We start from the raw sequence: 12,690 nt of genomic DNA on the forward strand, positions 1-12,690 counted from the left end.
ATAAAATGTAGTAATTAAAAGGTTGTTGATAGAGTAGTTTATATCAACAACCTTTTTTAGTATTGACCTTATAGTGTACTAGTGCTATAATACACCTAAGATGTACTACTAGTATAGTACACTTACCAAAATAGACTAGGATACAATATTTTTATTAAACATTGGTAAATATAAGGAAAGGAGCGTGGTTTAATTGCCTATTAAAGGATTTGTCTTTAATAACAATACGCCAATATACCTACAAATAAGTAAGTATTACCAGGCCAAGGTTTTTATTGGAGAGATAGAGCCGGGTGATGTGATACCTTCTAGAAGAGAATTGGCAGGTAGCTTTGGTGTTAATCTAAATACCGTACAAAAGGCATATGCCTATATGGAAGAGATAGGTCTCATATGCACTGAGAAAAACAAGCAGTCTACAATTACACTTGATTTGGACTTGATCAATAGACTTAAGACCGAATACCTAAAAGAGCCCTTGATGGACTTTATATACAGCATGAAGTCTGTAAATATAGACAAAAAGACGGTTTTGAAGCTTGTAGGTGAGTACTATGACCTAGTTGAAGAAGATGTCAAGGCTGACGAGGAAGATGATGAATATGAGGATGGGGATAGATAACCCAGTTTATAAAATGAGTATTTAGGAGGAAGGACTAATGATAAAGGTTCAAAATTTGACTAAAAAATATAAGACTAATGTTAAGGTGGGCAAGTCGTCTACAAGCTATGCTCTTGACAATGTCAGTCTAACTATAAAAGAAGGCAAGATCACTGCCATACTAGGTACTAATGGTTCAGGCAAGACTACCTTGTTGAAGTCTCTGATGGGATTTGTAAGACCTACATCTGGCAAGGTCTCTATTGACGATGAAAAGATAAGCCACAAAAGCTATGAGAAGATGATATTTATACCTGATTGTCCAACCCACTTTCCGGGATTTTCAATTAAGAAGATGATAGACTTTTACAAGGATTTTTATCCTACTTGGAACTCAGAAAAAGAAAGGGAAATGCTAGATTTCTTTGGGCTAGACATAAACCAGAATATAGACTCTCTATCCAAGGGTAATATTGCCAAGGTAAAGCTTGTCTTGGGATTTTGTCTAGATATGAAGTATATCATAATGGACGAGCCCTTTAATGGAATTGACATATTTAAGAGGGAAGAATTTGTATCTGTTATGGCTAGGTTTATGGAAGAAGACCAGGCTATAATCCTTTCAACACATGAGATTGATGAGATAGAAAAAATAGTTGATTATGTGTTTATACTCAGTGATGGCAAGCTAGTATCAGAGTTTGATGCTGAAGAGATGAGGTCATTGGAGGGTAAATCTATAATTGAAAAAATAAGAGAGGTGTCATTGAATGACTAAATTGCTAAAGTTATTGAAGTTGGAATTCAAGAATAACATGATGTTATTTATTGGATTTAATATAACATCAGTTATAGTCCTGGTCCTATCCTGTATAATTAGCAATCTTTTATACTTGAGGGATATCAGACGGTCATACTTAGTGGGAGATGGCAACACTGTTTATGTGTATGACTCACTACAGCCCAGCCTTACAATGCTTGTTTTGGTATTTAGCCTAGTATTTGTCATAATATATACGGCAACTAGTCTTACAAGAAAGCTGTCTAAGTCTGATGGTAGTGTCTACAGTATTATGCAGTTGCCTGTCAAAATTTACAACCATATACAGGCGACATATATATCTTCATTGGTATTTGCCTTATTTAATAGTCTATTATCAATGATTATATTGGTCGTGTATTCAAGGTATTTGAGAGGCGAAATGATAGATATAGTTAGAACAGTGCCCCTATTCCAAAGTAGGATACCATCTGTGAAGGAGATACTTAACAAATTTATAGATGGAAATCCGTTTTTTACAATTAATCCAAGCATGGTGGCCCTTGTAGCCCTAAAATGGATTCTATTGATAAGTGTTGTGATTGCTATTGTACTACTTGTCAAATCATCTAAGAATATACCTATTTACATTACTGCCTTGATTATATTTTTATCATTTTACAGTGCTAATGTAATAGAGTTTGTAGGATGGGGTAGTGGAAAAATAGATACTACATATATTGTCAAGCTAATTGTTTCAACCATTGGATTTATTGTAGCCAATCATATTTTGATTAGAAGAATAGAGTACTAAGGGGGGACATCTATGAACGATATACTAAAACTTTACTACTACGGTTTAAAGATTAATAAAAAGAAGTTTATGCTTATAGGTGGTCTGATATGTGTATGGATAATCCTATCTATAAGTGTATCCATGTTTTCAGTAAGTTCTATAGGCAAGGTTAGCTTTGTAGGATCATTTTTCAAGGATTTTTACCAGGCTAAACCACTGCCTATGGCTAGTATGGATAGATTTAACAAGATTATATCTTCATCCATACTACTGAGGGACACTGCCAGTTTTGCTATGTATAGCTTTATAGGATTCGTAACTCTGCTATCTGTGCTGATGTCATTTTTACTAGTTACGGATGATTACAAGAGGAAAAATTCGAGCTACTTAATAATGGCCAACCTACCTACAAAAATATATAGGGTCAAGATTTCTAAGATACTAGTGGGATGGTCAATATACATTTTTTGCATCGTGGGATTCTCACTTGCAGCCTTGTTGATGGATGCAATTTGGAAGCTATACTTGGGAGATATGTATATGATGAGTGCCTGGTCTTTGTTGGGTAATGATTCATTTTTGCTGACTAGTTCATATTCAGCGATAATAATATCCCTAGTCGTTGTATTGCCATCAGTAATGGGCATACAGGCCCTTACAAGTATATTCTTTGTGTCCAATGATAGGGGCAAGGTACTAAAGAAGATTATATGTGTAGTTTTACTGATGATAAATGGCATAGGTGTATTTGTATTTGTGGTTTCTTATATGTTTAATTACAACATATTTAACAGCTATAGTGAGCTAAGTGTAGTTACATGGTTTGCCATGGCAATTTACATAGTGAGCTTGACCCTTACTTATGTAGATTGCAGATTAAGTCAAAAAAGAACTAGGGGAGGTGTGATAAATGGATAAATCTAGTATAAAGGGTGGCCTAATCCTTGGTCTACTAATCCTACTAAGCCTAGGTCTTGCAGCAGGTTTTCATACTATGAAGCTTAGTTCTAGTAGGGTAGAGACTATTCAAGGTGACAAGGGTGAACTTGAGAAAATGAACCTAATAAGTACAGAAACGGACCTGGAAAATTTGAAGATTAGGCCCGACATGAACAAGAGCTATATAGAAGGCATGAAATCCAATATAAAAAATATCCCTGCTTATATCTTAAAAGATGGTAGGCCTGAAAAAATCACCTTGAAATTTGACAAGAATGACAATATAAAGGCAATAGATAAGAAGTCCAATAGATACTCTATATTAAACGAGCTAACCTATGACCATACTGCCTATGTTGTAGACCCTAAAAATTCACATGGTATTTATCTAAATTACAGTATCGAAGGTGTTGGCAAGAAGATAAGATTAAATGAGAAAGATTTGATTGGATACACTGGAAATGATCGTATAGAGGTAAAGAGGCTAGAAAAATACAAGGGTAAGACCTATCTTGTCCTATCTTATTCAGTTAAAAATACTGATAAGGCTACTATGAAAAAGAATGATCTAATAGAAAAGCTTGTATTTGCTGAGATTGTAGGTGATGGCATACAAGTACTAAATAGGCTGGATATATTATCTGATTCTGAAAATGCTAATAGTATGAGGGTTATAGCTGCATTTGACAAGATATTGATATTCTCCTATAGGGACTATCCTTCCAAAGACTTGAAAAATGAGATGATATCCCTAGACTTGGCAAGTAAGAAGCTTGCTAGGGAGGATATTAGCAGTAAAAAAGACTCTAAGGGCATATATATCAATCCAGATATTTATGATTCATATATCAAATACGACAAAAATAATGGTATCCTCTACCTAATATCAAGGGAAAACAATCAAAAGCCTTTCCATATAAGGTCATACAAGATGAAAGAAGATAAACTCATAGATGTAGATGATAGGACAATAAATCTAGATGACTATTTAACTCAGGTACAGTTACCTACTAAGGATGATAAAATGAGTCAAATGGGTAGTATAAACAGGGTTAATATTATGATGAAAGGTAAAAAAGTTATAATAATAAAGTATAATAACTTTAATATATATCAATGGAAGGGAAAAGGGGTAGAAAAAACAATTAAAAATGAAGATGGAACAGAGATACCCGAGGATAGGGATAATTTAGAATTTAATAATTCTAGTATATATAGTTCTACTCAAATATACATATACGATGTGGATAAAGATAAGATTACTTACTCAGGTGCCATAAAAGGACAGTTGGAGATTGATGCAAGGACGATATATATGTCAGAAAAAGAAAAATAATAAATTTCAAAAACTGTTTTATTAACTGTAAGATGTATATGTAAATAGGTGTTTATAAGGTCTGATAGGGAAGTTCTTTAGCTATAAAATGCTATTAATATGTCTAATTTTATGCTATAATTGAGTTTAGACGAAATATTAAGAGGTGATATAATGAAGGATTTCCTATCCAGACTTCCTCTACCGGTTACCGTACTAGCCCTTGCTTGGGTTGTGCTTGGTAACTCGCTTCAAGGAGTTATACCATTTTTAAGTGATTTATGTATGGTTATTACAATTTTACTATTATTGCTTACATTGATGAAATTGATATTTATGCCTAAGACGAGTTTTAAATCCTTGTCTACACCGGTTGGTCTTTCGATGTTTTCGACATTTGCCCTATCCCTTATAATGATAGCGGTTTGGATGAAGGGCGTGTTTGACAAGGCCAATATATATTTCTGGGCGGTAGGAGTAATATTAGAAGCAATTATACTAGTGATATTTATTGTAAAATATGCATTAAACTTCAAACTTAAATCAGTTTTTTCGACTTGGTACCTAGTTTTTGTGGGTATTGGTATGGCTTCCATCACAGGTAGCGATTTTGGTATGGAAGTATTTGGTAGAGCAATACTTAAATACATATTTGTGGCAGCTATTGTACTGACACCGTTTATAGTGTACAGATATATGAGGGTGAGTTTGACTAGTGCAGCCAAACCACTAATAGGTATTTTTGCATTCCCATTGGGGGTTATCATACCATCATACATAGCCTTGGGTCAAAACATATCTACTAGAAATCTATGGAGTATGTGGATTTGTCTCCAACTTATATTCTTTGCAATTATGGTATATCTGGCATTTCATTTGTTTGATGGATACTATCCTAGTAATTCCTCCTATGGATTGGCAGCTGCTATTACATTATATGCAACTAGAGAGTTTGAATTGTACCTTATAGCAAGGAAGCTGTCTACAGGCTTTATTCAGTATTTGATGTATTTTGAGTTTGTTCTTGCCTTTGTAATCTGTGCTGTGATATCAGTTTCATATCTTATGAATACACTTGAAGATCCTGAAAAACATAGGCAGAAAGTGAAAGAGAATAAGGAAAAAGAGCGCAAGAGATTAAGAGAAAAAAGAAGAGCACATCAAAAAAGACTTAGAGAAATTGAGATATCTAAGGATAAAAAAGAGACAAGAAAAAATAAAGTATCTACAAGAAAAACTGATCAAGTGTCAAATACAGAAAAAGAGCCTAAAAAAAGTCTCCTAGTTGATATAGAAGACGCTGAGAGCTTGATTGATTAACTCACTTATACATCTATTTTAACACAAAAAGTAATTAAATTAAAGACTTTTAAATAAGCTTAAACTAGGGTATATTGTAATTAACAACAAAAAGTACTTAGGTACTTGGAAGGAGTGTTAATTATGAAAATACTAGTAACAGGAAAGAAAATTAGATTAACTGAAGGCATTAATGGTTATATTGATAAAAAATTTTCCAAGCTTGAAAAATTGCTTTCTGAAGACACTGAGTTAAGGGTAACGGTAAGTGCAAATAAAAAAGAAAAGCAAAAGGTAGAAGTAACACTAGATAATATCAACGGTCATATAGTAAGAGCTGAGGATGTCCAAGAAGACCTTTATTCAGCTATAGACGTTGTTTGTGACAAGTTAAATAGACAGATAGTAAAGTATAAGCATAAGTTTAAATCTAGAGCATCAGGCAATGATACTATTAGATTTGAAAACTTCAATCAACTACTTGAAGAAGAGATAGAAGCAGTTCCAGAGGATTCTGAACTTGTATTTGAAAGAAGAAAGAAGTTTGACATTAGACCTATGAGCCCTGAGGAAGCTGTTCTTCAGATGAACCTTCTAGGCCATGATTTCTTCTTATTTAAAGATCAAGATACTTTTGAAGTTTGCCTAGTATACAGAAGAGGTGACGGTGGTTACGGTCTGATAGAACAGGCATAGGAAGAGTATATTTTGAAACCTTAGAGGGTTTATATAGACTAGGGGTAGCCAAGTAATTAGTGGCTGCCTCTTTTTCTTATCTATAGATTAAAAAGTGTATACATATATGTTATAATTAAGATATTAATACTATGATTTGGAGTGAAGATATGATTATACAAAGGCAATTTTCGATTTTCGAACCCAATTTTGAAAAAGAGCTATTCGGGAATTTTGATGAAAATGTAAAATTAATAGAGAAAAACCTAAGTGTGGATATACTTCTTAGGGAAGGTAATATAGTTCTACTAGGTGAAGAAAAAAATGTGGAGACTGCTGAAAGACTCTTAAATTCTTTACATAAGATAGTGGAGTCTGGTAAAAGACTTGATAGGCAGACTGTACTCTATACTATGGACCTTTTGTTTGCAGATAGTGAGGACAGGGTCAAGGAACTTGAAGGAACTATAGTGATCACTAAAAAAGGGGCTCCAGTCCAGCCCAAAACCCTAGGACAAAAAGAGTATGTCAACATAATAGAAAACAACGATATAACTTTTGGTATCGGTCCGGCGGGAACTGGTAAGACATATCTGGCAGTAGCTATGGCTGTCAAGGCCTTTAAGGCTGACGAAGTATCGAGGATAGTACTTACAAGACCTGCTGTCGAGGCGGGTGAAACTCTTGGATTCTTGCCGGGAGACATGAAGGACAAGGTTGACCCATACCTTAGACCCCTTTATGATGCCCTATTTGATATGTTTGGACCAGACAGGTTCGCCAAGTACTTAGAGAGAGGTACTATAGAGGTTGCTCCTCTTGCATTTATGAGGGGTAGAACACTTGACAATGCCTTTATAATACTTGATGAGGCCCAAAACACTTCTCCAGAACAGATGAAGATGTTCTTGACTAGACTTGGATTTGGGTCAAAGGCGGTAGTGACAGGAGATATAACTCAGACAGACCTGCCACGCCACAAGGTGAGTGGCCTTATAACAGCCATCAAGATCCTGGATGGGGTAAAGGGTATCGGTTACAAGGAACTTACTGAAAAGGACGTAGTGAGACACGAGCTTGTTCAGAGGATAATAAAGGCGTATGCAAAATATGAGAAAAAGATGGAATTTAAGGAAAATGAAAAAAAGTACAAAGCAAGAAACAACAATAATAGGAGATAGATAAGTATGGAAATAATTTTCGATGATAGACAGACTTACAAAAAAATAGATGAAGATATCCTAGACAAGGTAGAAAGAGTTATGCTGGCGGTACTTGATTATGAGGATTATGATGACAATTATGAAGTCAGTCTTTCTTTTGTAGATAATGAGGAGATAAGAAATCTTAACAGAGAGTTTAGGAATATAGATAGGGTTACTGATGTCCTTTCTTTTCCAATGCTGTCTGATGATGAATTTGATATTGAATATGAAGTAGAGTCTCTAGGGGATATAGTTATCTCTATACAGAGGGCTGATGAACAGGCTGAGGAGTTCGACCATTCTTTGGAGAGGGAGATATGCTTTTTAGTGTGTCACAGTATGTTCCACCTACTTGGTTATGACCATATGGAGGAAGAAGAAGCCAAAGATATGCATAGAAGAGAAGAAGAAGTATTGAATGGTCTAGATATTACAAGGGATGAAGGATATGAGAAGTAAGAAAAATCAAATCGAAAAAAAACAGAAGAGAAAAAAGAATAAACAGAGTTTTGTAAAGTCTGTAAATGCCGCCATAGCAGGGATTCAATATACTTTTAAGAGTGAAAGAAATATGAAACTCCATTATTTGGCTTCCTTTATGGTCCTAATTGCGAGTTTGTTTTTCGACTTCTCAAAGATTGAGTTTATTGTCTTGTTGGGGGCTATAACTTTGGTTGTAATTGCGGAAATGGTGAATACTGCTGTTGAAAAGACTGTAGACATGGTGACATTAGAGTTTCATCCTCTCGCCAAGATAGCAAAGGATGTCGCAGCTGGAGGTGTTTTGGTATCTGCTCTATATGCAGTTGTAGTTGGTTATATATTATTTTATAATAAGCTAAATATGTTGACTGGCAATATAGCTCTTAGGATTAGGGAATCGGAGTTACATATTACAGTTATATGTATAGCTATTGTCCTAATCGCTGTAGTTGTTGTAAAGGCAGTAACTTTGACAGGAACTCCAGTCAGGGGTGGTATGCCAAGCGGCCATGCTGCACTAGCATTTGCACTAGCTACATCAATTACCTTGATTACTGAGAGGGTAGAGGCCTCATCACTAGCATACCTTATGGCTCTATTGGTAGCTCAAAGTAGAATAGAGGGAAAGATACATACTTTTTGGGAGACCTTTGCTGGTGCCATACTAGGAACCTTGGTGGCAGTAGTAGTATTTCAGCTCGGACTATTTTATTAGTAGAGAAAATATGATATAATAGAGTTTGGATTATTGATAGTGTGGTTATTTGTGTAGAATTATAATAGTATAGTTCATGAAAATGCTGCACAATTGTAGGAATAGGAGAGATATATGACATATAAATCGGGATTTGTAAGTATAGTTGGTAGACCGAATGTTGGAAAGTCAACGCTTATGAATGATATGGTAGGAGAGAAAATCGCTATTATGAGTGACAAGCCTCAGACTACTAGAAATACTATCCAGGCTGTATATACAGATGAAGAGGCACAGATAGTATTTATGGATACTCCAGGTATCCACAAACCAAAGAACAAGCTAGGCGAAATGATGGTCAAATCTGCGTCAGATGCTTTCAAGAATGTAGACAGCATTATATTTGTTGTCGATGATTCTAGAACAATAGGCAAGGGTGACAGCCTGATCATAGAAAACCTTAAAAAGACTAGTACGCCTGTATTTTTGGTTATAAACAAGATTGATAAGATAGACAATAAGGAAGACCTATTTGAGATGATAAGGATGTACGATGACCTAAATGTATTCAAAGAGATAATACCTACATCAGCCCTAAAGGGTTCAAATATAGACTCCTTGATAAAAGTAATAAAAAGAAATCTTAATGAGGGACCCAAGTACTTCCCAGACTACATGGTTACAGACCAGCCTGAAAGAGTGCTTGTGTCTGAACTTATAAGGGAAAAAGTCCTTCACTACACTAATGATGAAGTTCCACATGGTGTAGCCATTGAGATAGAAAAGATGAAAGAACGTAAAGGAAAAGACTTAATAGATATATCTGCTGTTATATACTGTGAGAGAAATTCACACAAGGGTATAATCATAGGCAAGCAGGGCAAAAAGCTTAAGGGTATAGGAAAATCAGCAAGGGAAGAAATAGAATTCTTACTTGGTACAAAGGTTAATCTCCAGATATGGGTAAAGGTAAAAGAAAACTGGAGAAACCTACCTAACTATATCAGCTATTTTGGATTAAAAGAAGAAATATAATATAATTATTGATAAAAAGGTGGTTGTAATGGACAAAAAGCAGGACTCGTCGCGAGAGTTGTTTAATGAAGTTAAAGAAATGATGGATGCTAATAAGCTGATCGATTTAAGAGAGATGTTGGAAGAATATCACACTATGGATATCTATGACATCCTACTTGAATTAGGAAACAATGATCAGGTTAAACTATTTGAAATATTGCCATTGGATACAGCAGCTGACATACTAGAAGAGTGTGAGGCGGACTTTTTCATAAAGATTGTATCTCAAATTGACAAAGAACACGCAAAGAGGGTTTTTGATGAGATGTCACTAGGTGATCTTTCAGATATTCTACGTGAGATGGATGATGACGAAAGAGAAAAGATACTTGATATTGTGAGCAAGGCAGATGAGTTAGAACTTAGGGAACTCCTTGCCTATGTAGATGAAACTTCAGGATCTACTATGAAGAAGGGCTACATAACAGTAAACAAGAACCTAAACGTATCTCAGGCTATCAGACATATAAGATCTGAATCAGTAGAAGCAGACTCAATATACTACATATACGTTGTCGATAATGAACAGAAACTGGTAGGTGTGCTTTCTTTAAGAGACCTATTTATTTCAAAGGATTCTTCTACTATGGAAGATATAATGGTAGAAAATGTAAAGTCAGTAAAGGATAATGAGGATAGGGAAGAAGCTGTTAAGATGGTATCCAAGTACAACCTAGTAGCAATACCAGTTGTTGACGAAGAGGGTGTACTAAAGGGGATAATAACAGTTGACGATATACTTGATGTTATGGAAGAAGAAGCCAGTGAGGATATGTACAAGTTTGCTGGTTCAAGTGAGCATGAAAGAGATGTCGCAGAAAATGAAAACTCAACCCTATTCGAGCAGGTTATCTCTTGTGTTAGGGGTAGACTTGGCTGGCTTGTAGTGACATTATTACTTTCTTTTGTGACTGCATATATATTTATGAAGTTCCAGGGACTTATGTCAACTAAGATGTACGAGTTGATATTCTTTGTTCCTATGATACTTACAATAGGTGGTAACGTGGCTACACAGTCTTCAGCTGTTACAGTTATCAACCTTATTGACAATGACAAGAAAGTGGATTTTCAGACTATAGCAAAAGAGCTTGTAAGTGCAACTATAAATGGACTAGTCCTTGTAGCTATTGCAAGTATAGTTTTATTATTGCTTGGTGGTGTCAAGATGTCTATACTGATAATAGCAGTAAGTATATTGATAAACGTCTTATTGGGTGCGGCTTTTGGAACATTGATGCCAATAGTAATAAACAAATTAGAAGCTGACCCATCAGTAGTCACTTCTCCAGTTATAACTGTAATAATGGATGTTATAGGAGTTTTAGTATACTTCTTAATAATCAGTGCCTTTATAGGTTTATAATTAGATTATATGTCGCATTAATTTCAATCTTGATAATTAGTGCGACTTTTATTTGTGAAAGATAATTTGACTTGACCTTATGAAAAAAGATAGGAGGAATAATGTCAGTAATAAATACTCAGGCAGTAGTTCTTAAAGCCCTAAAATTTAAAGAAAACGATATAATATTGACCCTCTTTACCAGAAACTATGGCAAGGTCAGTGCAATAGCAAGGGGGGCTCAAAAGCCTAAGAGCAAGCTGATCGCTACATCACAGGTATTTTCCTACAACAACTATGTCTTGAGAAAGCAAAACGATATGTATGTAGTATACCAGAGTGAGAGTATCAAGAGCTTCTATAATATAGCCACTGATTTTGATGCCTTTTCCTATGCATCTTTTATTATGAAACTTGTTGAAGGAGTACTAGTAGAGGGCCAGACCAATAACAGGTTATTTGTATTACTGGTCAGGACCCTGTTTTTGTATTCGGAAGGGGTTGATAACCCCAAGTTTATACTTGATGCCTTTATAGTCAAGTTTTTGGATTATACGGGTTTTAAGCCAAATGTAGATGCGTGCACTTCTTGTTCTTCTACAAACTATAGGAAGGCTGTATTTTCTATATCAGACGGCGGTATAGTATGTGATAAATGTATAAAAAAACAAGAAAATTACTTAAAAATTGACCAAACTACAATAAGACTTATGCAATATATTTTAAAAAATGATATAATAGATATAAATAAGGCTGAGGTTGCCAAGGTACTAGTTGATGAACTATTTTTCTTGTTGAAGAAGTACCTCATCAACTATTTTGAGTACATCAATTTCAAGTCTATAGATATGTTGAAGAATTTAACTTAGGAGGTTACATTATGGCACAGATAACAATTGAAATGGTAGACCAGATTATGGAAAGGTTCCCATATGTTACATATAAGCAGGCTAAAGAGGCCCTTATAAAGACAGATGGAGATGTACTAGAAGCTATAATATTAATAGAAAATAGCGAAGAGGCCAGTGCCTTTGATGGATTTGAAAAGAAATTTACTGTAGAGACTGAGAAGGTGAGAGACCAGTTAGCAGATTTATTAAAGCAGGCTACTCTTGTGAGGGTTGTAGTTGAAAAAGATTCAAAGATTATGTTAAATATACCTCTTGGAATAGGTGTTGTTGGAGTTGCGGTTATGCCAATAGTTACTCTACTAGGCCTATCTGCAGCAATGCTTAGCAAGTATTCTGTTAAGATAGTAGATGCCAATTCAGGTCAGGAGGTAGACTTAGGAAATCTTACTCCTGAAAAAGTAGAGATTTTAAAGGAGATATTATTCAATTCTTTTAGCAGCATGAAGGACACAATCAAGCCTAAGCATGAATCTAATGAAGAGGAAGATATAGTAGATGATATAACAGACGAACTTATTAAAGAGTCTGAGAATAAAAATGAAGAAAATAATAAATAATTATATTAAAATGTATTTTTAAAATACTTGTAA

At 34.9% G+C, this 12,690-nt stretch carries 14 protein-coding genes; all 14 read left to right on the forward strand.

Going from position 1 to position 12,690, the window contains the following annotated elements:
- The first annotated feature begins 193 nt into the window (after positions 1–193).
- A complete protein-coding gene (locus HMPREF0631_RS08335) occupies positions 194–622 on the forward strand; it encodes a GntR family transcriptional regulator (RefSeq protein ID WP_002844408.1) in 429 nt (142 codons plus the stop codon).
- A 37-nt stretch (positions 623–659) separates the two neighbouring features.
- A complete protein-coding gene (locus tag HMPREF0631_RS08340; RefSeq protein WP_002844477.1) occupies positions 660–1,379 on the forward strand; it encodes an ABC transporter ATP-binding protein in 720 nt (239 codons plus the stop codon).
- Complete coding sequence (locus tag HMPREF0631_RS08345) at positions 1,372–2,175, forward strand: hypothetical protein (RefSeq protein WP_002844478.1); 804 nt, start codon at positions 1,372–1,374, stop codon at positions 2,173–2,175. The genes HMPREF0631_RS08340 and HMPREF0631_RS08345 overlap by 8 nt, the downstream gene beginning before the upstream one ends.
- Before the next feature lie 12 nt (positions 2,176–2,187).
- A complete protein-coding gene (locus tag HMPREF0631_RS08350) occupies positions 2,188–3,075 on the forward strand; it encodes a hypothetical protein (RefSeq protein WP_002844511.1) in 888 nt (295 codons plus the stop codon).
- Positions 3,068–4,432 carry a hypothetical protein gene (locus HMPREF0631_RS08355; protein ID WP_002844479.1) on the forward strand — a complete coding sequence of 455 codons (1,365 nt, stop codon included), beginning with the start codon at positions 3,068–3,070 and terminating at the stop codon, positions 4,430–4,432. The genes HMPREF0631_RS08350 and HMPREF0631_RS08355 overlap by 8 nt, the downstream gene beginning before the upstream one ends.
- Before the next feature lie 153 nt (positions 4,433–4,585).
- Complete coding sequence (locus tag HMPREF0631_RS08360) at positions 4,586–5,731, forward strand: SLAC1 family transporter (RefSeq protein ID WP_002844412.1); 1,146 nt, start codon at positions 4,586–4,588, stop codon at positions 5,729–5,731.
- 123 nt (positions 5,732–5,854) lie between these two features.
- Positions 5,855–6,406: a ribosome hibernation-promoting factor, HPF/YfiA family gene (gene hpf / locus HMPREF0631_RS08365; protein ID WP_002844470.1), complete on the forward strand. Its 552-nt coding sequence runs from the start codon at positions 5,855–5,857 to the stop codon at positions 6,404–6,406.
- Between the two features lie 149 nt (positions 6,407–6,555).
- Positions 6,556–7,566 carry a PhoH family protein gene (locus HMPREF0631_RS08370; protein WP_002844410.1) on the forward strand — a complete coding sequence of 337 codons (1,011 nt, stop codon included), beginning with the start codon at positions 6,556–6,558 and terminating at the stop codon, positions 7,564–7,566.
- 6 nt (positions 7,567–7,572) lie between these two features.
- On the forward strand, positions 7,573–8,049 hold the full coding sequence (gene ybeY / locus HMPREF0631_RS08375; RefSeq protein ID WP_002844469.1) for an rRNA maturation RNase YbeY: 477 nt from the start codon (positions 7,573–7,575) through the stop codon (positions 8,047–8,049).
- On the forward strand, positions 8,039–8,788 hold the full coding sequence (locus HMPREF0631_RS08380) for a diacylglycerol kinase (protein WP_002844453.1): 750 nt from the start codon (positions 8,039–8,041) through the stop codon (positions 8,786–8,788). The genes ybeY and HMPREF0631_RS08380 overlap by 11 nt, the downstream gene beginning before the upstream one ends.
- A gap of 114 nt (positions 8,789–8,902) precedes the next feature.
- On the forward strand, positions 8,903–9,802 hold the full coding sequence (gene era / locus HMPREF0631_RS08385; protein ID WP_002844458.1) for a GTPase Era: 900 nt from the start codon (positions 8,903–8,905) through the stop codon (positions 9,800–9,802).
- A gap of 28 nt (positions 9,803–9,830) precedes the next feature.
- Positions 9,831–11,210 carry a magnesium transporter gene (mgtE, locus tag HMPREF0631_RS08390; RefSeq protein WP_002844495.1) on the forward strand — a complete coding sequence of 460 codons (1,380 nt, stop codon included), beginning with the start codon at positions 9,831–9,833 and terminating at the stop codon, positions 11,208–11,210.
- A gap of 101 nt (positions 11,211–11,311) precedes the next feature.
- A complete protein-coding gene (gene recO, locus HMPREF0631_RS08395; RefSeq protein ID WP_002844451.1) occupies positions 11,312–12,058 on the forward strand; it encodes a DNA repair protein RecO in 747 nt (248 codons plus the stop codon).
- A gap of 11 nt (positions 12,059–12,069) precedes the next feature.
- On the forward strand, positions 12,070–12,657 hold the full coding sequence (locus HMPREF0631_RS08400; RefSeq protein WP_002844475.1) for a DUF4342 domain-containing protein: 588 nt from the start codon (positions 12,070–12,072) through the stop codon (positions 12,655–12,657).
- The last annotated feature ends 33 nt before the right edge of the window (positions 12,658–12,690 follow it).

It is taken from the genome of Peptostreptococcus anaerobius 653-L, assembly GCF_000178095.1.
GTDB lineage: Bacteria > Bacillota > Clostridia > Peptostreptococcales > Peptostreptococcaceae > Peptostreptococcus > Peptostreptococcus anaerobius.

Bases quoted from the DNA above. Each gene is read 5' to 3' on its own strand.
- HMPREF0631_RS08340 (WP_002844477.1), top strand. From the start codon at position 660: ATGATAAAGGTTCAAAATTTGACTAAAAAATATAAGACTAATGTTAAG.
- HMPREF0631_RS08345 (WP_002844478.1), top strand. From the start codon at position 1,372: ATGACTAAATTGCTAAAGTTATTGAAGTTGGAATTCAAGAATAACATG.
- HMPREF0631_RS08350 (WP_002844511.1), top strand. From the start codon at position 2,188: ATGAACGATATACTAAAACTTTACTACTACGGTTTAAAGATTAATAAA.
- HMPREF0631_RS08355 (WP_002844479.1), top strand. From the start codon at position 3,068: ATGGATAAATCTAGTATAAAGGGTGGCCTAATCCTTGGTCTACTAATC.
- HMPREF0631_RS08360 (WP_002844412.1), top strand. From the start codon at position 4,586: ATGAAGGATTTCCTATCCAGACTTCCTCTACCGGTTACCGTACTAGCC.
- hpf (WP_002844470.1), top strand. From the start codon at position 5,855: ATGAAAATACTAGTAACAGGAAAGAAAATTAGATTAACTGAAGGCATT.
- HMPREF0631_RS08370 (WP_002844410.1), top strand. From the start codon at position 6,556: ATGATTATACAAAGGCAATTTTCGATTTTCGAACCCAATTTTGAAAAA.
- ybeY (WP_002844469.1), top strand. From the start codon at position 7,573: ATGGAAATAATTTTCGATGATAGACAGACTTACAAAAAAATAGATGAA.
- HMPREF0631_RS08380 (WP_002844453.1), top strand. From the start codon at position 8,039: ATGAGAAGTAAGAAAAATCAAATCGAAAAAAAACAGAAGAGAAAAAAG.
- era (WP_002844458.1), top strand. From the start codon at position 8,903: ATGACATATAAATCGGGATTTGTAAGTATAGTTGGTAGACCGAATGTT.
- mgtE (WP_002844495.1), top strand. From the start codon at position 9,831: ATGGACAAAAAGCAGGACTCGTCGCGAGAGTTGTTTAATGAAGTTAAA.
- recO (WP_002844451.1), top strand. From the start codon at position 11,312: ATGTCAGTAATAAATACTCAGGCAGTAGTTCTTAAAGCCCTAAAATTT.
- HMPREF0631_RS08400 (WP_002844475.1), top strand. From the start codon at position 12,070: ATGGCACAGATAACAATTGAAATGGTAGACCAGATTATGGAAAGGTTC.